Below are 21,352 nucleotides of genomic sequence, written 5' to 3'. Positions count from 1 at the left end.
TTTCAGCGGCGCAGGGGCAACACAGCGCTTCTGATCCAGCGGCGTGGGCGCAAGGCCCGTCTTTTTTACCGGAGACGGCCATGGCACGAGGGCGCGGCAAGCGCGCTGAGGCTCGAAGTCAGGCGATGCCGAACGCGGCGCGCGGCCGGCGCCGGAGGTTGCCGGCATTGCGGCGGTGCAGCGCACGGCGAGGCCATGCCTGTCCATGCGCAAGGGGGCGATGCAGTGCAGGCGCCGTCCGCCGGGCGGTTCTGGCCAGCGGCGACGGGCCGCGCGGCATCCTGTGCGGGAACAATGCAGCGCATGCCGCGGTACGGTCGCACGGCCGCGGCGAGGCCGGCCTGCGCGGTGTGTCTAGGCCGCGGTCAGTCCCATCAGGTTTTCCGCCTGTTCGCGCCAGCCCGGCAGCTTGCCCAGGGTGCCGGTCTTGGCCAGGTAGTCCTCGTCGACCTCCGAGCCGCTGGCCAGCGCCATCGCCACGTGCACCGCACCGGTGACCCAGAAGCTGCGGGTGCTGGACCGCTGCGGCTGGCGGTGGAACGCCACCGCCTCGATGATCGGCATCGGCAGGCCCCACAGGCCGAGCAGGTAGGCGCCCGCCTCGGCATGACCGGGGCGCTCGTTGTCGCCCTCGTCGGCAACCGGCTCGCGCTCGTTGCGGATGCCCGGCAGCAGCAGGCCGATATCGGCCAGCAACGCCGCGGTCGCGCCCAGTTCGGCGCTGGAGGCGGGCAGCATCTTCGAGGCCAGCTTCGAGGCGAGCAGCGAGCGCTGCTGCAGCGCGTTGCGTTCAGCGTTGGACAGCGCCTGCACCGAGAACACTTCGCTGGCCAGGACCAGGTCGCGCAAGGTGCCGATGCCAAGCCGGGTCACCGCGGTGCGCAGGTCGGAAATCGTGCGGCTGTTGGAAAAGTACGCCGAGTTGCACAACTGCAGCACCTTGGCCGCGATCGCCGGATCGGCCGAGACCAGCTTGGCCAGGTCGGCGGCGTTGCTGCCGTCGTCCTGCTCCAGCGCATGCATCAGGTTCAGGTACAGGTGCGGCGGCGAAGGCAGCTTCTCGATGCGACCGATGCTGGCACGCAGCTTGGGATTGCCGAGCAGTTCCTGCAGTTCCTCGATGCTGGTGACCGCCTCGAGCAGCATCTCCGGCGACAGCGGCAGCGGCAGGAAGCGGTGTGCCACGCCGATGATCCGCGCCGGCGGGGCGCGCTTGCTCTGCTCGGGATCGATCAGCGCGATGCGGATGGTTTCCGGGCTCAGGGTGCGGATTTGGCCGAGCAGGGTGGCTGTGGTCAGGTCCGGCAGCGCCGATGCGGCGATCACCGCATCCAGGTGCATGGTCGCGGCGGCGGCAATGGCGGCATTGCCGTCGAGCACGGTCTGGACCTGCCAATCCTCGTCCAATTCGCGGATGTATGCGGTGACTTCGGCCGGCAGGCTCGCCTCGTCGCCGACGAACAGGATACGCAAGAGACTACCCCTCAAGAAGGACCGGTTCACGCTCGACCGGCCCGCACATTCGACCCGCAATGTACCCCAAACCCCCAGAATGTTGCACCGTTCCCGGTCGTAAAACGTGAAGCGGGTCAGTCGTGGCGGGCTGGCGCCCGCCGCGCCGACTGGTTCAGGCGCCGGCCTGATAGCGCTCGACTGCGTCGAGCAGGATCTGCTTGGCCTCGGCGGCGTTGCCCCAGCCGTCCAGCTTGACCCACTTGCCCTTCTCCAGGTCCTTGTAGTGCTCGAAGAAGTGGCCGATGCGCTCCATCCAGTGGCCGGAGACCTGGGCGATGTCCTCGATGTGGCCGTAGCCTTCGAACACCTTGGCCACCGGTACCGCCAGGATCTTCTCGTCGCTGCCGGCCTCGTCGCTCATCTTCAGCACGCCGACCGGGCGGCAGCGCACCACGCAGCCGGGCACCAGCGGCAGCGGCAGCACCACCAGCACGTCGGCCGGATCGCCGTCGCCGCACAGGGTGTTGGGCACATAGCCATAGTTGCACGGATAGCGCATCGGCGTGGACAGGATGCGGTCGACGAAGATCGCGCCGCTGGCCTTGTCCACTTCGTACTTGACCGGCTCCGAATCCTTGGGGATTTCGATGACGACGTTGATTTCTTCCGGCAGGTTCTTGCCGGAGGTGACCAGTTCCAGACCCATGCGCTAGCTCCAGTGGAGTGGCTTCTCAAAGAGGGCCGTATTCTAGTCGCTTGGCTGTTGCAATGCAGCGCGGGCGGCTAAGCCTATCCCTACAAGGTTTTCGGACTCCGTACCTGCCCGCATGGGAAGGTTTCCGATAGCGCACGGCCAGCCGCAGCGCGACGCTGTGTCCACTGTCCGTCCCAAGGAGCAAGGCGATGAAAGAAATCCGGTTTTCGATGGGCGCGCTGCTGACGGCCGCGCTGCTGGCCTGCGGCGCGCCCGCGGCGCAGGCGCAGCAGGTCTACGTGGATGCGCTCGACTATCCGACCCCGGCCGCGGGCTGGGAGGCGTTCCACGACCTGGAGCAGCGGCTGGCCGAGGATTTCGACCAGATCTGCGGCGACACCTTCTGCGAGGGCGAGTACAGCGACTACCGGCCGCTGCGCTACCGCTGCTCGGTCCGCCAGCGCGACGGGGTGCTCGGCCAGTGCGTATGGACCTTCGCCGCCAGCGAAGCCAGCGTCGACCCGGCCACCGGCCAGGTGCAGGTCGACGCGAAATTGTGGCAATGCCCCACGCCGCTGCTGCCGCAGACCCGGGTGGCGGCGCTGTACACGGCGCTGGCGGGGCCGCACCCGCTGTTCGCGCCGCTGCCGCACAGCCAGCGCAGCGTCAACGACGGCCTGATCGATTGTCTGTAGCAGCTGCATGCCGGCGCCGGCCGGCCACCAGCGCCGGCGCCGGGCCGCTCACAGCAGCGGCACCATCAGCAGCGCGACGATGTTGATGATCTTGATCAGCGGATTGATCGCCGGCCCGGCGGTGTCCTTGTACGGATCGCCGACCGTGTCGCCGGTGACCGCGGCCTTGTGCGCCTCGCTGCCCTTGCCGCCGAAGTGGCCGTCCTCGATGTACTTCTTGGCGTTGTCCCAGGCGCCGCCGCCGGTGGTCATCGAGATCGCCACGAACAGCCCGGTGACGATGGTGCCGATCAGCAGGCCGCCCAGCGCGCGCGGGCCGAGCAGCAGCCCGACCACCACCGGCACCGCCACCGGCAGCAGCGACGGCACGATCATCTCGCCGATCGCCGAGCGGGTCAGCATGTCCACCGCGCGGTCGTACTGCGGCTTGCCGGTGCCTTGCATGATGCCGGGGATCTCGCGGAACTGGCGCCGCACCTCCTCGACCACCGCGCCGGCGGCGCGGCCCACCGCTTCCATCGCCATTGCGCCGAACAGGTAGGGGATCAGGCCGCCGAGCAGCAGGCCGATGATCACCGTATGGTCGGACAGATCGAAGGCAAAGCGCTCGCCGGGATGGGCGGCGCGCAGGTTGTGCGTGTAGTCGGCGAACAGCACCAGCGCGGCCAGCGCGGCCGAACCGATCGCATAGCCCTTGGTCACCGCCTTGGTGGTGTTGCCGACCGCGTCCAGCGGGTCGGTGACCGCGCGCACCTCCGGCGGCAGCTCGGCCATCTCGGCGATGCCGCCGGCGTTGTCGGTGATCGGCCCGTAGGCGTCGAGCGCGACGATCATGCCGGCCATCGACAGCATCGCGGTGGCGGCGATGGCGATGCCGTACAGGCCCGACAGCGCGAACGCGCCCCAGATCGCCACGCACACCGCGAGCACCGGCAGCGCGGTCGATTTCATCGAGATGCCGAGCCCGGCGATGATGTTGGTGCCATGGCCGGTGGTCGATGCCTGCGCCACGTGCCGCACCGGCTTGTACTGAGTGCCGGTGTAGTACTCGGTGATCCACACGATCAAGCCGGTCAGCACCAGACCGATCAGCGCGCAGCCGTAGAGTCTGGTGGCTCCGGCGGCGGTATCGCCCATCAATTGCTGGGTCACCGGCCAGAACGCCAGCGCGGCGAGCACTGCCGACACCAGCACGCCCTTGTACAGCGCGCCCATGATCGAGCCGCCCGGTCGCACCCGTACGAACAAGGTGCCGACGATCGAGGCCACGATCGACACACCGCCGAGCACCAGCGGATACAGCACCGCGTTGCGTCCGGCCTCAGCCGCCATCAACCCGCCGAGCAGCATCGTGGCGATCACGGTGACCGCGTAGGTCTCAAACAGGTCTGCGGCCATGCCCGCGCAGTCGCCGACGTTGTCGCCCACGTTGTCGGCGATCACCGCCGGGTTGCGCGGATCGTCCTCGGGGATGCCGGCCTCGACCTTGCCGACCAGGTCCGCGCCGACGTCGGCGCCCTTGGTGAAGATGCCGCCGCCGAGCCGTGCGAAGATTGAGATCAGCGAACTGCCGAAGGCCAGGCCGACCAGCGCATGCAGGCTTTCCTCGACGCTGCGCCCCAGCCATTGCAACACGCCGTAGTAGCCGGCCACCCCGATCAGGCCGAGTCCGACCACCAACATGCCGGTGATCGCGCCGCCGCGGAACGCCACGTCCATCGCCGGCCCCAGCCCGCGCCGTGCCGCCTCGGCGGTGCGCACGTTGGCGCGCACTGACAGGTTCATGCCGATGTAGCCGGCCGCGCCCGACAGCACCGCGCCGATCGCGAAGCCGCCGGCGGTGTACCAACTCAGGAAGAACCCGACCAGCAGCAACAGCGCCACGCCGGCGACGGCGATGGTCTGGTATTGGCGGTTGAGGTAGGCGCGCGCGCCTTCCTGGATCGCATCGGCGATGTGCCGCATGCGTTCGTTGCCGGCTGGCTGCGCCAGTATCCAGCGCGTGGATACGACGCCATAGAGAATCGCCAAGACCGCGCACGCTAGTGCCACGGTGACCGCATATCGTTCCAGCATGACCCCTCCCAAGGATGTGGATGTCGCCCAAGCGGTGGGACGTACAGCGGCATCACACCGAAAGGAGTCCGACGCATGCAACGACTCCGCGGCAGCAACGCGCCAGTGGTGCGTATCGCAATGTTCGACCTGACCTGAACCGGGCCGAGTATGCGCCTGACCCCTGGCCATCGCCAGCCGCGTGCGTACCTTTGCACTCGGTTCAGTCTGCGCATGGCAGCGTTGCACATTGCTTTCAAGGAGCAAACCGATGCAATCGACGATCCCTGCGCGCGCGTTCGCTTCGGCGTTCGGCCTGTGCCTGTGCGCCTGCGCGGCACTGGCGGCCGATCCAGTGCCGGAACTGCAACGCCAGCCGGGGACCGCACAGGCGGTCGGCGTGGTGCACACGATCCGGCAGATCCCCGAGGCCTGCGTGCGCTTCGAAGGAATCTACACCGGCGATGCGGCGCAGCCATACCGGCTTTCCGCGGTCCGCAGCAGCCCCACCTGCCAGCCGCGCGCCAAGCTGGTGGAGTTCGACCAGGCCAGGCCCAGCGAAGCGGCGGGCTGGAAATTCAATGATCTGATCCGCGTGCCCAGCGCCGGATGCCCGACCCAGCAGGCGGTGGTGCGGGTCTGGCGCAAGCCGGCCGACGGCAAGCCGGCCCTGGACGGACAGGGCCAGTCGCGCATCTATCTGGAAGAGGCCAAGCGGCAGGCCATCGCCGGCAAGATCGCACAAGTGCCGATGTACGCGGTGCAGATGCAGGTGGAAGGCAAGGCCTGCCGGTAAGCCGGGCTCGGGCCCGGGCGGCCGTCCGGGCGGACCCGCCTGAAGTGGAGTCAAGTCCGAAGCAGACTCGGGAGCGTCGTGGTGCCGGCGTACCTGCGACCCTGCTTAGAACCTGTTCACGATCTTTTGAGTAGTAGTGTCAGGCATGCCAGGTGGATGAACTGCAAGCTGGTGTTGAGCTTGCGCTCGCAGTTCTTCCATAGCCTTCGGTTCTTTTCCAGCCACGCAAAGCTGCGTTCGACGCTCCAGCGCTTGGGCATGACCTTGAAGGTGTGCAGTTCGCTGCGTTTGGCGATCTGCACCGTGACTTGCTTGCCCAGGATCTCTCGTACGCCTTCGGCGAATGGTTCTCCGGTATAGCCGCTATCGCACAACAGGCTTTGCACGTGTCCCAGGTTCGGCTTGCAACGATCCAGGGATTGGAGCGCGCCTTTGCGGTCGGTCACTTCCGCCCTCGTCACCGCGACCGCATGCGGCAGGCCTTGGGTATCGACGGCGATGCGACGCTTGATCCCCGAGACCTTCTTGCCCGCGTCATAACCCTTCTGGCCGGCCGTGTCCGTGTTCTTCACGCTCTGTGCGTCCACGATCAAGAACGTGCTGCAAGCGTTGCGCCCCTGTCTCTGGCGGGCCGCGCCAACCTGATTTTTTGAGCGCCCGCTCCAGCAGGCTCACTCCTTCATCGTCTGGTTCGCTCCACTCGACGTCCCCCCGGTTTTGAGTAGCACGGCGATTTGGAGTCCAATCCCCAACGAGACGGAGATTGGACGTGAAGAAGCGCTTTTCCGAAGAGCAGATCATCGGCTTCCTGCGTGAGGCCGAAGCCGGCGTGGCGGTGAAGGACCTGTGCCGGCGGCACGGGTTCAGCGAGGCCTCCTACTACCTGTGGCGCAGCAAGTTCGGCGGCATGAGCGTGCCGGAGGCCAAGCGGCTCAAGGAGCTGGAGGCGGAGAACACGCGGCTGAAGAAGCTGCTGGCCGAGCAGCTGTTCGAGAACGACGTCATCAAGGACGCCCTGCGAAAAAAGTGGTGACCGCACCGGCGCGCAGGATGCTGGTGCGGCACCTGATGGAGCGCGGGCTCCCTGAGCGGCGGGCGCTGGCCGTGGTGCGGATGAGCGCCAGCGCGCTGCGCTACGTCCCACGTCCGGATCGCAACGTCGAGCTGCGCGAGCGGATCCTGGCGCTAGCGCAGCGGTACAAGCGCTACGGCGTCGGGATGATCTATCTGAAGCTGCGGCAGGAGCAGTGGCCGGTGAACTACAAGCGGGTGGAACGGCTGTATCAGGAGGCCAGGTTGCAGGTGCGCCGGCGCAAGCGGAAGAAGGTGCTGCTGGGCGAGCGCCAACCGTTGCTTCGGCCTGGAACCGCCAACCAGGTCTGGTCGATGGACTTCGTGTTCGACCGCACCGCCGAGGGCCGGGTGCTCAAGGCCCTGACCATCGTCGACGATGCCACGCACGAGGCGGTGGCGATCGAGGTGGAGCGGGCCATCTCCGGCCACGGCGTGGCCCGGGTGCTGGATCGGCTGGCGCTGACACGGGGTCTGCCGCAGGTGATCCGCACCGACAACGGCAAGGAGTTCTGCGGCAAGACGATGGTGACGTGGGCCCACGAGCGCGGTGTGCAGCTGCGCTTGATCCAGCCAGGCAAGCCGAACCAGAACGCCTACATCGAGAGCTTCAACGGCCGCCTGCGCGACGAATGCCTCAACGAGCACTGGTTCCCGACGCTGCTGCACGCCCGCACCGAGATCGAGACCTGGCGACGGGAATATAACGAGGAGCGACCGAAGAAGATCTTGGGCGGCCTGACCCCGGCCGCCTATGCCCAACAGCTAGCGGCCAAAGCCGCTACGATGAAACCCGGACTCTAAGGATGGTCTGAACAACTCCCTCTGATCCTGCGACAATCGTACAAAGCCCAACAGGACAACGACGATGCAATTGTCTTTCGGCGACGCGGAGTACAACGGCAAGCGCAAGCAGACGCGGCGCGAAAGGTTGCTGGCCGAGATGGATCAGGTGGTGCCGTGGAAAGACCTGCTGGCGCTGATCGCGCCGCACTATCCGAAGTCGGGCCATCCGGGCCGTCAGCCGTACCCGCTGGAGACAATGCTGCGCATCCACTTTCTGCAGCAGTGGTACGCACTGAGCGACCCGGGCGCGGAAGAAGCCTTGTACGACACGGCGTCGATGCGCCGTTTCGCCAGGATCGGCGGGTTGGATGAGGTGCCGGACGAGACCACGATCCTCAACTTCCGCCGGTTGCTGGAGACGCACGATCTGGCGCGCACGCTGTTCAACCGGGTCAACGCGCACCTATCGCGCAAGGGCCAGAGCCTGCGCGGCGGCACCATCGTGGACGCCACGATCATTGCCGCGCCCAGCTCGACCAAGAACAAGAACGGCGAGCGCGACCCGGAAATGCACCAGACCAAGAAGGGCAATCAGTACTACTTCGGGATGAAAGCGCACATCGGCGTGGACGATGAGTCCGGGCTGGTGCACCACTTGGAATGCACGGCGGCCAACGCCGCAGATATCACCCAGGCGCACAAGCTGCTGCACGGCAAGGAAGACACGGTATGCGGCGACAGCGGCTACACCGGGCTGGCCAAGCGCGAGGAGATGGCGAGCAAGCGCAAGCTGCGCTATCTGATCGCGGAGAAGCCCTCGAAGCTGAAGCAGATCAAGAGCAAGCGCGAATTGAAGTGGGCACAGCGCTGGGAGCACGCCAAGGCCAGCCTGAGGGCGAAGGTGGAGCATCCGTTCCGGGTGATCAAGCGCCAGTTTGGCTACGTCAAGGTGCGCTATCGCGGCCTGGCGAAGAACACGGCGCAAGTGCTGACGCTGTTTGCGCTGTCGAACCTGTGGCTGAAGCGAAAGCAGTTGCTGCCTGTCGTGGGGAGGGTGTGCCTGTAATCCGGGAAATACCCCGGAAATGCGCCGGAAACGGCGAAAAACCGAGGGTCTGAGCGCCGTGGGCGTGGTCGATATGGCTTGCCTCATCCTCCGACCGCGTTGATCAGACTATCCCTAAAGAGCCCCGCTACTGAAGCGGGGGGACGTCGGGGCAGCGACAGGGCGACGAACCGGTGATCTTGCATTCGGATAGAGGCAGTCAGTTTCGAAGCGGTGACTATCAGACGTATTTGCTGACCAACACCCTGGTGTGCTCGATGAGCGCCGTGGGTCACTGCGCAGACAACGCCGCATGCGAGGGCTTCTTTGGCCTGCTCAAGCGCGAACGGATCTACCGCATGACCTATCCGACACTCGATGCGGCAAGAGCCGATGTGTTCCAATACATCGAGCGGCGCCACAACCCAAGGATGCGGCGAAGGATTGACAGAGAGGATTTGAAGTTTTCCACCCTTTCACAACCGGCCGTGATTTCGGGGTAGAACCCGAACCTGGGACACGTGCAAAGCCTGTTGTGCGATAGCGGCTATACCGCAGAACCGTTCGCCGAAGGCGTACGAGAGATCCTGGGCAAGCAAGTCACGGTGCAGATCGCCAAACGCAGCGAACTGCACATCTTCAAGGTCATGCCCAAGCGCTGGAGCGTCGAACGCAGCTTTGCGTGGCTGGAAAAGAACCGAAGGCTATGGAAGAACTGCGAGCGCAAACGCAACACCAGCTTGCAGTTCATCCACCTGGCATTCCTGACACTACTACTCAAAAGATCGTGAACAGGTTCTCAGCAACCTCTCAGCCGACCTTCTCGACCAAGAAGCGGACGTCGCGGTCCGCATGTACCGCCCGCGTCAGGAGGCGCTGGTCGCCCGGCATGTCGGCGCCATCCCACTGCGCTTGTTCGCGCATCGCGCCTATATCGCGCGGCACGGTCTGCCGAGGTCCGTGGCGGATCTGTCCGACCATGCGCTGATCGGTCCGGATCGTGCGGCGGGCGATCTCTCGATCGTGGCGGCGCTCGACACGGCCTTGTCGCGCGCCAGCTTTGCGATCCGCACGGACAGCCATGCCGCCCAGGCTGCGGCGATCCGGGCCGGTCTCGGGATCGGTGTCCTGCACGCACCGATCGGGGACGCTGGCATCGATCTCGTCGCGGTGTTGCCCGATCTGACGGTCCACGCGTTCGACACCTGGATCGTGTCGCATGAGGATCTCCGTCGGACACCGCGAATCGCCACCGTCTTCGACCATCTCGTGACGGCTTTCCGCGCCTACACTGGGGGCGGGAACCCCGATGCCTGATCGCAGCGCCGACATTCGCACGCCAGCCTGCGATGTTTCCCGACCACCTTTGAAAACGTCCTCCGCCCGCGTCGACCTTGCTCCGGAAAGGAGCAAACGCCCGTGTCCGCGACGAAAATTCTCTGGGTCGCATTACCTTTGTCTTCCTGATCGTGCTCGCCTGCGTGTGGGGTACGGCCATGCGGTGATCCGGAAGCGGATCAAGGCACAGGAAGGCACCACCCAGGTGGACGCCGAGGCCAATGCGTCGCAGTGCGAGGACGCGGCCACCAACGTGGTCGATTTCATGTGGTGGTTGCAGAAGCGCCTGGGCGCCAACCGCCGCGCCCCGGCCCAGCGCGGAGTCGGTGCCGGTGGGCAAGACGGCGAAGCGGCCGGCCAGGAAAGCGACCAAGAAGGCGGCCAAGGACATGGCCAAGAAACCCGCCAAGTCCGCAGCCAAGTCCGCGGCCAAGACCAGGCCGGCCAAGGCGGCCAAGGCGGCGCGGCGCAAGGCGGGGCAGGGCGCGCCACGCGCGATCCGCAGCGGATCAGCTGGCGAACTTCTTCGCCCCGGCCACGCACAGCACCGTGCCCAGCGCCACCGCCAGCATCGCCGCGCTGACCGCCTCGTGCAGCAGCAGTGCGGCCAGGGCCAGGCCGAGAAAGGGCTGCAGCAGCTGCAGCTGTGACACCGCCGCGATACCGCCCTGGGCCAGCCCGCGATACCAGAACACGAAGCCGATCAGCATGCTGAACAGGGCCACGTAGCCCAGCCCGATCCACGCCGGTGCACCGACATGCGCGAACGAATCCGGCATGGTGAGCAGGGTGGCGGGCAGCATGACCGGCAGCGCCAGCAGCAGCGCCCAACTGATGACCTGCCAGCCGCCCAGGGTGCGCGCCAGGCGTGCGCCTTCGGCATAGCCGAGCCCGCACACCACCACGGCGGCGAGCATCAGCAGATCGCCGTGCCGCGCCGCGCCGGCGCCGTGCATGGCCGCATAGCCGGCCACCAGCCCGCTGCCGAGCAGCGAGAACAGCCAGAAACCCGCCCTGGGGCGCTCGCCGCCGCGCAGCACGCCGAACAGCGCGGTGCACAACGGCAGCAGCCCGACGAACACGATGGAATGCGCGGAGGAGACGTGCCGCAAGGCCAGCGCGGTCAGCAGCGGGAAGCCGATCACACAGCCCAGGGAGACGATCGCCAGCGCCGGCAGGTCCGCCGCCGCCGGGCGTCGCTGGCGCAGCGTGAGCAGGCAGGCCAGTCCGGCCAGGGCGGCGATGCTCGCCCGTGCGCAGGTCAGGAAGGTCGGGTCCAGGTCCATGACCGCGGCGCGCGTGGCCGGCAGCGAGCCGGCGAAGATCGCCACGCCGATGAAGCCATTGCGCCATCCGTTCCAGTGCGTTGCCATCGCCGTCTCCGTGCAGGGGGAGGACAGTAGAGCACCGGCGGCCGCGGCGGCGACAGGTACGGTCCAATACAATCGGAGATAACTGTTAGGCTTCTGCGGCCACTACAGTTGAGGTCGCCATGGCGCAGGACAGCACCCGCATCGCCGCGGTGATGGCCCAGATCCGCTCCCGCATCGCCGCCCGCAGCTACCCGCCGGGGACGCGCCTGCCGTCGGTGCGCGCGCAGGCACGGGCCATGCGGCTGTCGGTCTCGACCGTGGTCGAGGCGTACGCGCGGCTGGTGGCCGAGGGCGAGCTGGTGTCGCGCCCGGGTTCTGGCTACTACGTGACCGGGCCGGCGGCGCCGCTGGCGCTGGCGCGGCTCGGGCCGCACCTGGACCGGCAGATCGATCCATTGTGGGTGTCGCGGCAGTCGCTGGAAACCGATGCCGGCACGCTCAAGCCGGGCTGTGGCTGGCTGCCGCCAGCGTGGCTGTACGAGGACGGGATGCGCCGCGCGCTGCGCGCCCTGGCCCGCGCCGAAGCGCCGGCATTGACCGAGTACGCCACGCCGCTGGGCGATCCGCTGCTGCGCCAGCTGCTGGCCCGGCGCCTGGCGGCCAACGGCGTCGAGGCCGCGCCCGAACAGATCATGCTCGCCGAATCCGGGACCCAGGCCATCGATCTGATCTGCCGGTTCCTGCTGCAGCCCGGGGATACGGTGCTGGTGGACGATCCCTGCTACTTCAACTTCCACGCCCTGCTCAAGGCGCACCGGGCGCGGCCGATCGGCGTGCCGCACACCGCGCACGGACCCGACGTGGCGGCGTTCGCGGCCGCGTTGCAGGCGCATGCGCCCAGGCTCTACATCACCAATTCGGGCATCCACAATCCCACCGGCGCGGTGCTCTCGCCGGCGATCGCGCACCGGGTGCTGACGCTGGCCGGCAACGCCGGCCTGATCGTGGTGGAAGACGACATCTTCGCCGACTTCGAATCCACCGCGGCGCCGCGGCTGGCCGCCTTCGACGGCCTGGCGCGGGTCATCCAGATCGGCAGCTTTTCCAAGACCATCTCGGCCGCACTGCGCTGCGGCTACATCGCCGCGCGCGCCGACTGGATCGAGGGCCTGGCCGACCTCAAGATCGCGACCAGCTTCGGCGGCGGCCGCATCGCGGCCGAGCTCCTGCTGGCGGTGCTGACCGACAGCGGCTACCGCCGGCATCTGCAGACGCTGCGGCAGCGGCTGGCACAGGCGATGCCATACACCCTGGCCCGGCTCGCGCCGCTCGGGATCAGCCCCTGGCTGGTGCCGCGCTCGGGCATGTTCGTCTGGTGCCAGCTGCCGCCCGGCGTCGATGCCGCCGCGCTGGCCCGCACCTGCCTGCGCGAGGGCGTGGTGCTGGCGCCGGGCAACGCCTTCAGCCAATCCTTGCGCGCCGGCCGCTTCCTGCGCTTCAACGTCGCCCAATCCGGCGACGATCGGATCTATGCGGTGTTGGCGCGGGCGCTGGCGGCGCCGCAGGCCGTCGCGCCGTAGCGGAGCCGCTGCGGGCCAGCGCTGCGCCGCAGGCTCGCGCCCGCCGGCCAGCCGCGGCGCTCGCGCTGCATGCGCGGCACGCGCCGGCGCAGCGCGCGCGCTTTACGCGGCCGCGGCCACGCGCTCGGCCTGCGCCAGCGCGTCGCGCGAGATCGCGGCGATGGAGTCGGCGCCGGTCAGGGTCATCGCCACGCGCATTTCCTGTTCCATCAGCGCCAGCAGGTTCTCCACCCCGGCCTGGCCGGCCGCTGCCAGCGCATAGACGAAGGCGCGGCCGAGCAGCACCGCGTCGGCGCCGAGCGCGAGCATGCGCACCACGTCCAGGCCGCTGCGGATGCCGGAGTCGGCCAGGATCTTCAACTGGCCCTTGACTGCATCGGCGATGGCCGGCAGCGCGCGCGCGCTGGACAGCACGCCGTCGAGCTGGCGCCCGCCATGGTTGGAGACGATGATGCCATCGGCGCCGAAGCGCACCGCCTCGCGGGCATCGGCCGGGTCGAGGATGCCTTTGATCAGCATCGGCCCGCTCCAGAACGCGCGGATCCATTCCAGATCCTTCCACGTGATCGACGGGTCGAAGTTGGCGCCGATCCAGCCGATGTAGTCGGCCAGCGCAGTCGGGTGGCCGCGGTAGGTGGAGATGTTGCCCAGGTCGTGCGGCCGCCCCAGCAGGCCCACGTCCCAGGCCCAGCGCGGGTGGGTGGCGGCCTGCAGCAAGCGCCGCAGCGTCGCGTTGGGCCCGCTCATGCCCGAATGCGCGTCGCGGTAGCGCGCGCCGGGCGTGGGCATGTCCACGGTGAACACCAGCGTGCGCACGCCGGCGGCCTTGGCCCGCTCCAGCGCGTTGCGCATGAAGCCGCGGTCCTTGAGCACGTACAACTGGAACCATAGCGGCCGGTCGATCGCCGGCGCCACTTCCTCGATCGGGCACACCGACACCGTGGACAGGGTGAACGGCACGCCCTTGGCCGCCGCCGCGCGCGCCGCCTGCACTTCGCCGCGGCGCGCGTACATGCCGGTCAGGCCGACCGGGCCCAGCGCCAGCGGCAGCGCCAGACGCTCGCCGAACAGCTCCGTTTCCAGGTCCAGCGTGGCCATGTTGCGCAGCACCCGCTGGCGCAGCGCGATGTCGGCCAGGTCGGCGACGTTGCGCCGCAGCGTGCGCTCGGCGTAGGCGCCGCCGTCAATGTAGTGGAACAGGAACGGCGGCAGCCGGCGCTGCGCGGCGGCGCGGTAGTCGGTGGTGGAGGAGACGATCATCCGGAGGTGCCGGCAGCGGGAGAGGGAAGACGCCAGGCGCGGACGCGGCGCGCCTCGTCCTCGTCGAGCGTGCGCAGTGCGGTGTGCACGAACGCCAGGTGCGCGTGCGCGGCGTCGCGCGCGCGCTCCGGCGCACCGGCCAGGATCGCGTCGCGCAGCGCGCGGTGCTGCGCCAGCAATGGGGCGACGGTGCGCGGCGAGCGGAACAGCGTCTGCCGGCTCTGCGAAATATTGCTCTGCAGCAGGTCGAACAGGCCGCGCATCACCTGCAGCAGCACGCGGTTGTGCGCGGCCTCGGCGATGGTCAGGTGGAAGTCGGCATCGGCGCGCGTCTCGGCGGCCGCGTCGCCGCGCGCATGCGCCTGCCGCATCGCTTCGAACGCGGCGGCGATGCGCGCGCGGTCGGCGTCGGTGGCGCGCAACGCCGCATGCCAGGCGGTGGCGCCTTCCAACGCATGGCGGGTTTCCAGTACATCGAAGCGGTACTCCGGATCGCCCTGCAGCAGCGGCAGGAACGGTTGCAGCGGCGCCACCACCTGCTCCTCGGGCGTGTGCGGCCGCTGCACGTAGGTCCCGCCGCCGGCGCGTGCGCGCAGCAGTCCCTGGCTGGCGAGTTGGGCGATGGCCTCGCGCAAGGCAGTGCGCGACACGCCCAGCTCCAGGGCCAGCGCGCGCTCGGCCGGCAGGCGCGCGTCCGGCTGCAGTCCGCGCTGCGCGATCAGCACGCGCAGTTGCGCGGCGACGCGGTCGCTGAGGCCGCCGCCGCCGCGGGCGCAGGCGGCTTCCCCGGGTGCAGGAGCGGCTCGGCCGCGGGGCGAGCCGCGTCCAGGTCCGGCGAGCGGTGGTGTCGTTGAAATGGTCATACCAATTCTGGCCCAAACAAGACGACGCCGCCATTAAGCTGCGCCATGCTACCGCTTTGTCAATGCCAGGACCATCGTCGACCCGGATATTGGTCATACCAATCGCCAGCACCTGGCGCAGCCGTCGCGGCCGCACCTCACCACACGAACGGCAGCAGCCGCCAGCTGTGCGCGGCGTAATCCGGGTACTCGCGCGGGAACGCCTGGGTCAGCGCCGCTTCCTCCACGCGGATGCGGCGCAGGAACGCCCAGGTCACCGGCAGCACGATCACCGGCAGCGACAGCAGGTTGCCCAGCCCGATCGCCAGTCCGTAGAACGCCAGCAGCGCGCCGGTATAGGACGGGTGGCGCAGGCGCCGGTACGGTCCGTGGCGGATCAGCTGGTGGCCTTCCTGGATGGTCACGTCCACCGTGAACCAGCGCGCCAGCACCCGGATCGCCCACACCCGCAGCGCCAGGCCGCCGGCCAGCAGCGCGCAGCCCAGCCAGCGCGCCGGCGCCTGCAGCGCAGGCGCGTAGCGCCATATGCCGAGCAAGGACAGCAGCACCGCCACCGCCAGCGCCGCGTACAGCACGCGCCACAGCAGCTGCAGCGTGCCCTGGTCGCGGGCGCCGCCGTCGGCCGCGCGGCGGCGCCGCCCGAGCAGCAGTTCGTAGCCGCCCCAGCACGCGCCCAGCAGCATGAACAGCAGATCGGGATGGCGCAGCGTGAAATGCATCGTGGTTTCTTCGTGCAGCACCAGTGACGGTTTACGCCATCGCGCCGAAAGCCAGGTGAACGCCGCGCCGCCGCCGCCGCGCGCGCGACGGGAGCGATGTCGCGACGGCCGGCGATGGCGCCGCCGCCGGCCACGCCTGTCCGTACGATGGCGTCTGCTGCAGCGGGCCTTCTGCGCGCGGCGCGCAGACATTAAGATGCCGCGGGGGCATCTTGCCGAGAGGACACCACGTTGATCATCCACCCGAAAGTTCGCGGTTTCATCTGCATCACCACGCATCCGCTCGGCTGCGAGCGCAACGTGCTCGAGCAGATCGCCGCCACGCGCGCGCGCGGCGTACGCCGCGACGGGCCGAAAAAGGTGCTGGTGATCGGCGCGTCCAGCGGCTACGGCCTGGCCTCGCGCATCACTGCCGCGTTCGGCTTCGGCGCCGACACGCTCGGCGTGTTCTTCGAGAAGCCGGGCAGCGACAAGAAGGCCGGTACCGCCGGCTGGTACAACTCGGCCACGTTCGATAAGCACGCCAAGGCGCAGGGGCTGTACAGCAGGTCGATCAACGGCGATGCGTTCTCCGACGCCGCGCGCGCGCAGGTGATCGAACTGATCAAGGCCGAGATGGGCGGCCAGGTCGACCTGGTGGTGTATTCGCTGGCCTCGCCGGTGCGCAAGCTGCCCGACAGCGGCGAAGTGAAGCGGTCGGCGCTCAAGCCGATCGGCCGGACCTACACTGCCACCGCGATCGACACCAACAAGGACGCGATCATCGAGGCGTCGATCGAGCCGGCCACCGAGCAGGAGATCGCCGACACCGTCACCGTGATGGGCGGGCAGGACTGGGAACTGTGGATCGACGCGCTGGAAGGCGCCGGCGTGCTGGCCGCCGCTGCGCGCACCGTGGCCTTCAGCTACATCGGCACCGAGATCACCTGGCCGATCTACTGGCACGGCGCGCTGGGCAAGGCCAAGGTGGATCTGGATGAGACCGCGCAGCGCCTGGACGCGCGCCTGCGCGTCCACGGCGGCGGCGCGAACGTGGCCGTGCTCAAGTCGGTGGTCACCCAGGCCAGCGCCGCGATCCCGGTGATGCCGCTGTACATCTCCATGGTCTACAAGATCATGAAGGAGAAGGGTCTGCATGAAGGCACCATCGACCAGCTCGACCGCCTGTTCCGCGAGCGCCTGTACCGCGAGGATGGCCAGCCGGCGGCCACCGACGAGCAGAACCGCCTGCGCCTGGACGACTGGGAACTGCGCGACGACGTGCAGGACGCGTGCAAGGCGCTGTGGCCGCAGGTCACCACCGAGAACCTGTTCCAGCTCACCGACTACGCCGGCTACAAGCACGAGTTCCTCAAGCTGTTCGGCTTCGAGCGCAAGGACGTGGACTACGACGCCGAGGTCGATCCGGACGTGAAGTTCGACTGCATCGAGCTGTAGTGGGAAGGCCGGGATTGGGGATTGGCCGTGATGTCGCTGCTGCGCTTTCAGGGGATCTTGTCCTTGGCCGCCGCCGATTTTCCGGTCGCGGCTGAAGCCGCTCCGACACAAGCGCGCAATCCCTGTAGGAGCGGCTCTGGGCGGCCTCGGGCCATCAGCCGCGACCGGAATGACACGCCGACACCGCAGGCTACGCGCGGCAACCGCCGCCCCAGCGCGTTCGCCAATCCCCAATCCCGACTCCCCCATCCCCGCCCTCGACGCTTCGCATCGAACCGCGACGACCCCACGCAGGCCTGCACGTCGGTCTCGCCCAGCGGGCGGACGTTGCCCGGCACCCAATGCTTCAGGCAGCCGGCGGCCAAGCGGATCGCGGCGATGTCGTCCCAGCCGGCTCAGGCCTTGCAGCACAATGAAGCGAAGGCGGCGAGACAGGAACCGGCACCGGCATGCGCCATACGACAATCCTTGTCATGATCCGTCCCGGATCCTGGATGACGATGATCTCGACGCTCACACGCGATCCCATCGGCCTTCTGGTGCAGGTCGCAGCCAGAGACAATGCGGCTGCCATCGCTTGGCGGCGCCCAGGGCGGTAGTCGGCGCCGCAGACGGCAACCAGGGAGGGCGCCATCGGCGAGGCGTCAGCGCGCACCATCATCAATCGACCACCGCAGTCCAGCACCCCATGCCCGAACTCCCCGAAGTAGAAACCACCCGGCGCGGCCTGGAGCCGCATCTGCTCGGGCGCCGCATTCACGAGGTGATCCTGCGCCGGCCGGACCTGCGCTGGCCGATCCCGCCGGAGGTGGCGCGGCGGCTGCCGGGGCAGCGTATCGACGGTATCCGCCGCCGCGCCAAGTACCTGCTGCTGGATACCGAGGCCGGCAGCGCGCTGCTGCACCTGGGCATGTCCGGCAGCCTGCGCGTGCTGCCGGGGGACACTGCGCCGCGGGCGCACGACCATGTCGACGTCAGCCTGGAAGACGGCAGGGTGCTGCGCTTCAACGATCCGCGCCGGTTCGGCTGCCTGCTGTGGCAGCCGCCGGGCCAGACCCATCCGCTGCTTGGGGAACTCGGGCCGGAGCCGCTGTCGCCGGAATTCGACGGGGACTACCTGTTTCGGCGCAGCCGTGGCCGGAGTGCGCCGGTCAAGACGTTCCTGATGGACCAGCGCATCGTGGTCGGGGTCGGCAACATCTATGCCGCCGAGAGCCTGTTCCAGGCAGGAATCAGGCCGCTGCGCGAGGCCGGGGAGGTCACGCGGGCACGCTATGCGCGCCTGGCCGAGGCGGCCAAGGCGATCCTCGGCTATGCCATCGCCCGCGGCGGCACCACGTTGCGCGATTTCATCAGTCCCGATGGCGCGCCGGGCTATTTCGAGCAGGAACTGGCGGTCTACGGCCGCGAGGGCGAGGCCTGCAAGCGCTGTGGGCGGCCGCTGCGGCATGCCAGCATCGGCCAGCGCGCCAGCGTCTGGTGCGGGAGCTGCCAGCGCTGACGGACGCCAGCCGATGGCCACCGGCGCGCGCGATGGTCGGCGCGATTCCCGGCCTCGCCCGGCGGGCTGGAACAAACCGGCGGTCGGCGACAGCGCGCGACCGATCGCCGGCGCGCGCGCCGCACTGGGCGAACCGCGGCAGGCCGACGTACTGCGCGCAGGCGCCGCACCAAGACCGGCGACGGCCCGATCCGCCCGCGCACCGTGCCGGGCGCCGGGCGTGGGCGCGCAACCTGGGCCGGCTGGCGACGACCGAGAAGCGCACGCTGCGGCCTGCGAGGGTCGGGCGACGTTGACCGCCGTTCGCTGGGTCCGGTCCGCGCGCCGCGTCATCCTGGTCAGGTGCCACGCCCACAGGGATGGCGCGCGCCGCACTCCGGTTGACCGCACCGCACCGGTTGCACCGCTGGCGCTTTCGCGCCGCGGCGAACCGCCACCGTGCCCGGAGAGCACGGCGCCGCGCCCGCTGTCACGGATCTGGCGCAGCGGTCACAATCGCGCTTCCCTGCCCCGATCGCTGGACGCCATGCAGACACCGCGTGCAGAACGGACGGCGGCGCCCAACGTGGGGCGCCGCTCGCGCTCCTGTGCGCCTGGCCGTTGCTGGCGGCGCCCGGCGCCGCGGCGCAGGCGCCATGGGTCATGGACCGTGGCGTGCCGGCTCACGGTCATCCCGACCCTGCGCGGGCGCGTGCCGGGTTTCCAGCGCAGCGGCCGGCCGACCCTGGTCAAGATCGCCGACGCGGTACAGCGCCAGCCGGCACCGGCGGTCGATGCCGCTGCCGACGACATTGCCTATTTCGGCCACGACGTGTGGGTCGGGCCGTAGAGCGCGTGGCGGCTGCACCAGCAGGCCAACCCGGCGCGGCAGCGGCGTTTTCTGTACCGGCACGCCGCGGCGCCGGCGCTGGCGCTGGCCGGCGCCTGTACCGCGCCACAGCTCTCGCATTCAACGCCGCTTGGCTATGATGGGGTTCCTTTCCGCTTCGATCCGGCCCATGCAACGACGCGATTTCCTCAAGAACGCCGCCGCCGCCTTCGCCGCCATGGGCTTGCCTGCGATGCCGATGCTCGGCCAGGCCGCGCCTGCGGTCGGCCTGCGCCGCCTGGGCAAGCCGCAGCCTTTCGACTACGCCTGGCTCAAGGGCCATGCCCGGGCCATGGCCCAGGCGCCGTACCAGAGCCACAAGCGGGTGCTGCCGGGACCGCTGGAAGCGTTGAACTGGGACCAGTATCAGTCGATCCGCTATCGCCAGGACCATGCGCTGTGGGCGGTGGACAAGGAGTCGAAGTTCCAGGTCAAGTTCTTCCACCTGGGCCTGTACTTCAAGTCGCCGGTGCACATGTTCGACCTGGTCGACGGGCAGGCGCAGGAACTGGCCTACGACGGCGCCGCGTTCGACTACGGCAGCAGCGGCCTGCAGGGCAAGCACCTGCCCAAGGAGCTGGGCTTCGCCGGCTTCCGCCTCAACACCAAGCAGGACACCGACCGCGACTTCGCCGCGTTCCTCGGCGCCAGCTATTTCCGTGCGGTGGGCAAGGAAGGCCAGTACGGCCAGTCCGCGCGCGGCCTGGCGATCGATACCGGCACCGGCGGACCCGAGGAGTTCCCGGACTTCATCGCCTACTGGCTGGAGCAGCCCAAGGCCGGCTCGGACACGCTGGTGGTGTACGCGCTGCTGGACTCGCCGAGCGTGGCCGGCGCCTACCGTTTCGCGATCACCAACGGCGAGGTGCTGCTGATGGACATCGACAGCGCGCTGTATCCGCGCAAGGCCATCGAGCGGCTGGGCCTGGGGCCGTGCACCAGCATGTACCAGGTCGGCGAGAACGACCGCCGCGTGGACTGGGACTGGCGCCCGGAAATCCACGACACCGACGGCCTGGCGATGTGGACCGGCGGCGGCGAGTGGCTCTGGCGGCCGCTGTGCAACCCGCCGCAACTGCGCTTCAACATGTTCGTCGACGATAATCCGCGCGGCTTCGGCCTGCTGCAGCGCGACCGCAACTTCGACCACTACCAGGACGACGGCGTGTACTACGAGAAGCGCCCGTGTCTGTGGGTGGAGCCGAAGCAGGGCTGGGGCAAGGGCTCGGTGCAACTGGTGGAGATCCCCACCATCGACGAGACCTTCGACAACATCGTCGCGTTCTGGAATCCGCAGGACAAGCCGCAGCCCGGCCAGGAGCTGCTGTTCGGCTACCGCCTGTACTGGGGCGCGCAGCCGCCGGCGTCCTCGCCGCTGGCGCAGTGCGTGGCCACGCGCACCGGCCTGGGCGGCGTGGTCGGACAGAAGCGCAACCACTTCTCCTGGCGCTTCGCGGTGGACTTCGTCGGCGGCGAACTGGCCAAGCTCGGCAAGGACAAGGACGCCAAGGTCGAGGCGGTGCTGCAGCTGAGCCGCGGCCGCACCGAGATCGTCTCGGCGCGGCCGTTGCATGAGTTTTCCGGCTATCGCGCGATGTTCGACGTGGTGCCGCCGGATGAGGGCACGCAGCAGATCGACATCCGCCTGTTCCTGCGCAGCGGCGGCCGGCCGTTGACCGAGACCTGGCTGTACCAGTGGACGCCGCCGCCGGCGGCCGAGCGCAAGCTGTACTGAACGCGCCGGCGGGTGGGTTGCCTGTAGGAGGACTTCAGTCCCGACGCTTTTCCATGCACTGCGGGGCCGCCGGCTCCGCACGTCGCGGCTGATGGCCCGAGGCCGCCCGGAGCCCTCCTACAGGAAGCGTTGCGCCGCAGC

At 68.8% G+C, this 21,352-nt stretch carries 16 protein-coding genes and 4 pseudogenes; 12 read left to right on the top strand and 8 right to left on the bottom strand.

Annotated features, from left to right (window positions below; translation table 11 throughout):
* Positions 1-354: 354 nt before the first annotated feature.
* Positions 355-1,473 carry an HDOD domain-containing protein gene (locus G4Q83_RS15695; protein WP_128421790.1) on the bottom strand — a complete coding sequence of 373 codons (1,119 nt, stop codon included), beginning with the start codon at positions 1,471-1,473 and terminating at the stop codon, positions 355-357.
* 154 nt (positions 1,474-1,627) lie between these two features.
* Positions 1,628-2,161 carry an inorganic diphosphatase gene (gene ppa / locus G4Q83_RS15690; protein ID WP_128421789.1) on the bottom strand — a complete coding sequence of 178 codons (534 nt, stop codon included), beginning with the start codon at positions 2,159-2,161 and terminating at the stop codon, positions 1,628-1,630.
* Between the two features lie 197 nt (positions 2,162-2,358).
* Between ppa and G4Q83_RS15685 the strand changes: the two genes are divergently transcribed.
* Positions 2,359-2,844, top strand: a complete 486-nt coding sequence (locus tag G4Q83_RS15685; RefSeq protein WP_128421788.1) for a hypothetical protein — start codon at positions 2,359-2,361, stop codon at positions 2,842-2,844.
* Positions 2,845-2,892: 48 nt separating this feature from the next.
* Here the strand turns inward: G4Q83_RS15685 and G4Q83_RS15680 are convergent, their stop codons facing one another.
* Positions 2,893-4,920, bottom strand: a complete 2,028-nt coding sequence (locus G4Q83_RS15680) for a sodium-translocating pyrophosphatase (RefSeq protein WP_128421787.1) — start codon at positions 4,918-4,920, stop codon at positions 2,893-2,895.
* A 250-nt stretch (positions 4,921-5,170) separates the two neighbouring features.
* On the opposite strand from G4Q83_RS15680, the gene G4Q83_RS15675 reads away from it, so the two are divergent.
* A complete protein-coding gene (locus G4Q83_RS15675; RefSeq protein ID WP_128421786.1) occupies positions 5,171-5,695 on the top strand; it encodes a hypothetical protein in 525 nt (174 codons plus the stop codon).
* A 116-nt stretch (positions 5,696-5,811) separates the two neighbouring features.
* On the opposite strand, the pseudogene G4Q83_RS15670 reads toward G4Q83_RS15675, so the two are convergent.
* Positions 5,812-6,397: pseudogene (locus G4Q83_RS15670) on the bottom strand (IS5 family transposase); the annotation flags it as partial.
* Positions 6,398-6,464: 67 nt separating this feature from the next.
* Between G4Q83_RS15670 and G4Q83_RS15665 the strand changes: the two are divergent.
* The 5 genes and pseudogenes from G4Q83_RS15665 to G4Q83_RS15645 all read left to right on the top strand — a co-directional run.
* Positions 6,465-7,570 (top strand): IS3 family transposase gene (locus tag G4Q83_RS15665; protein WP_185817443.1). Its coding sequence is split into 2 segments (ribosomal slippage): positions 6,465-6,723 and positions 6,723-7,570, totalling 1,107 coding nucleotides; the frame shifts between segments, so codons are not numbered across the junction.
* Positions 7,571-7,634: 64 nt separating this feature from the next.
* Complete coding sequence (locus tag G4Q83_RS15660) at positions 7,635-8,618, top strand: IS5 family transposase (RefSeq protein ID WP_185817191.1); 984 nt, start codon at positions 7,635-7,637, stop codon at positions 8,616-8,618.
* A gap of 152 nt (positions 8,619-8,770) precedes the next feature.
* Positions 8,771-9,100: pseudogene (locus tag G4Q83_RS15655) on the top strand (IS3 family transposase); the annotation flags it as partial.
* Between the two features lie 9 nt (positions 9,101-9,109).
* Positions 9,110-9,388: pseudogene (locus tag G4Q83_RS15650) on the top strand (transposase); the annotation flags it as partial.
* 25 nt (positions 9,389-9,413) lie between these two features.
* A pseudogene (locus G4Q83_RS15645) lies at positions 9,414-9,914 on the top strand (LysR substrate-binding domain-containing protein); the annotation flags it as partial.
* A 530-nt stretch (positions 9,915-10,444) separates the two neighbouring features.
* On the opposite strand, the gene G4Q83_RS15640 reads toward G4Q83_RS15645, so the two are convergent.
* A complete protein-coding gene (locus G4Q83_RS15640; RefSeq protein WP_128420063.1) occupies positions 10,445-11,308 on the bottom strand; it encodes a DMT family transporter in 864 nt (287 codons plus the stop codon).
* Between the two features lie 119 nt (positions 11,309-11,427).
* On the opposite strand from G4Q83_RS15640, the gene G4Q83_RS15635 reads away from it, so the two are divergent.
* On the top strand, positions 11,428-12,828 hold the full coding sequence (locus G4Q83_RS15635; RefSeq protein ID WP_128420062.1) for an aminotransferase-like domain-containing protein: 1,401 nt from the start codon (positions 11,428-11,430) through the stop codon (positions 12,826-12,828).
* A 102-nt stretch (positions 12,829-12,930) separates the two neighbouring features.
* Here G4Q83_RS15635 and lldD read toward each other — a convergent pair whose 3' ends face one another.
* The 3 genes from lldD to G4Q83_RS15620 all read right to left on the bottom strand — a co-directional run bounded on the left by lldD (position 12,931) and on the right by G4Q83_RS15620 (position 15,670).
* On the bottom strand, positions 12,931-14,088 hold the full coding sequence (gene lldD / locus G4Q83_RS15630; protein WP_128420061.1) for an FMN-dependent L-lactate dehydrogenase LldD: 1,158 nt from the start codon (positions 14,086-14,088) through the stop codon (positions 12,931-12,933).
* Positions 14,085-14,819: an FCD domain-containing protein gene (locus G4Q83_RS15625; RefSeq protein ID WP_128420066.1), complete on the bottom strand. Its 735-nt coding sequence runs from the start codon at positions 14,817-14,819 to the stop codon at positions 14,085-14,087. The genes lldD and G4Q83_RS15625 overlap by 4 nt, the downstream gene beginning before the upstream one ends.
* A gap of 269 nt (positions 14,820-15,088) precedes the next feature.
* Complete coding sequence (locus G4Q83_RS15620) at positions 15,089-15,670, bottom strand: methyltransferase family protein (protein ID WP_128420060.1); 582 nt, start codon at positions 15,668-15,670, stop codon at positions 15,089-15,091.
* Between the two features lie 231 nt (positions 15,671-15,901).
* Between G4Q83_RS15620 and fabV the strand changes: the two genes are divergently transcribed.
* From fabV to G4Q83_RS15600, 4 genes are all read left to right on the top strand, one after another.
* Complete coding sequence (gene fabV / locus G4Q83_RS15615) at positions 15,902-17,107, top strand: enoyl-ACP reductase FabV (RefSeq protein ID WP_128420059.1); 1,206 nt, start codon at positions 15,902-15,904, stop codon at positions 17,105-17,107.
* 688 nt (positions 17,108-17,795) lie between these two features.
* Complete coding sequence (gene mutM, locus G4Q83_RS15610; protein ID WP_128420058.1) at positions 17,796-18,608, top strand: bifunctional DNA-formamidopyrimidine glycosylase/DNA-(apurinic or apyrimidinic site) lyase; 813 nt, start codon at positions 17,796-17,798, stop codon at positions 18,606-18,608.
* A 649-nt stretch (positions 18,609-19,257) separates the two neighbouring features.
* Entirely contained in the window at positions 19,258-19,437 is a 180-nt protein-coding gene (locus tag G4Q83_RS24240; RefSeq protein WP_386273024.1) for a DUF4380 domain-containing protein, read from the top strand.
* Positions 19,438-19,606: 169 nt separating this feature from the next.
* Positions 19,607-21,211, top strand: coding sequence for an OpgD/OpgG family glucan biosynthesis protein (locus tag G4Q83_RS15600; protein ID WP_128420056.1), 1,605 nt, complete (start codon positions 19,607-19,609; stop codon positions 21,209-21,211).
* The last annotated feature ends 141 nt before the right edge of the window (positions 21,212-21,352 follow it).

Origin of the sequence: Xanthomonas theicola (assembly GCF_014236795.1) — a bacterium.
Classification (GTDB): Bacteria; Pseudomonadota; Gammaproteobacteria; order Xanthomonadales; family Xanthomonadaceae; genus Xanthomonas_A; species Xanthomonas_A theicola.
The sequence above is the reverse complement of the archived record's forward strand: the minus strand, read 5'-3'. Positions and strand labels throughout refer to the sequence as shown.

Coding starts and splice junctions, on each gene's coding strand:
- ppa (WP_128421789.1), bottom strand. CDS start 2,161: ATGGGTCTGGAACTGGTCACCTCCGGCAAGAACCTGCCGGAAGAAATC.
- G4Q83_RS15685 (WP_128421788.1), top strand. CDS start 2,359: ATGAAAGAAATCCGGTTTTCGATGGGCGCGCTGCTGACGGCCGCGCTG.
- G4Q83_RS15680 (WP_128421787.1), bottom strand. CDS start 4,920: ATGCTGGAACGATATGCGGTCACCGTGGCACTAGCGTGCGCGGTCTTG.
- G4Q83_RS15675 (WP_128421786.1), top strand. CDS start 5,171: ATGCAATCGACGATCCCTGCGCGCGCGTTCGCTTCGGCGTTCGGCCTG.
- G4Q83_RS15660 (WP_185817191.1), top strand. CDS start 7,635: ATGCAATTGTCTTTCGGCGACGCGGAGTACAACGGCAAGCGCAAGCAG.
- G4Q83_RS15640 (WP_128420063.1), bottom strand. CDS start 11,308: ATGGCAACGCACTGGAACGGATGGCGCAATGGCTTCATCGGCGTGGCG.
- G4Q83_RS15635 (WP_128420062.1), top strand. CDS start 11,428: ATGGCGCAGGACAGCACCCGCATCGCCGCGGTGATGGCCCAGATCCGC.
- lldD (WP_128420061.1), bottom strand. CDS start 14,088: ATGATCGTCTCCTCCACCACCGACTACCGCGCCGCCGCGCAGCGCCGG.
- G4Q83_RS15620 (WP_128420060.1), bottom strand. CDS start 15,670: ATGCATTTCACGCTGCGCCATCCCGATCTGCTGTTCATGCTGCTGGGC.
- mutM (WP_128420058.1), top strand. CDS start 17,796: ATGCCCGAACTCCCCGAAGTAGAAACCACCCGGCGCGGCCTGGAGCCG.
- G4Q83_RS15600 (WP_128420056.1), top strand. CDS start 19,607: ATGCAACGACGCGATTTCCTCAAGAACGCCGCCGCCGCCTTCGCCGCC.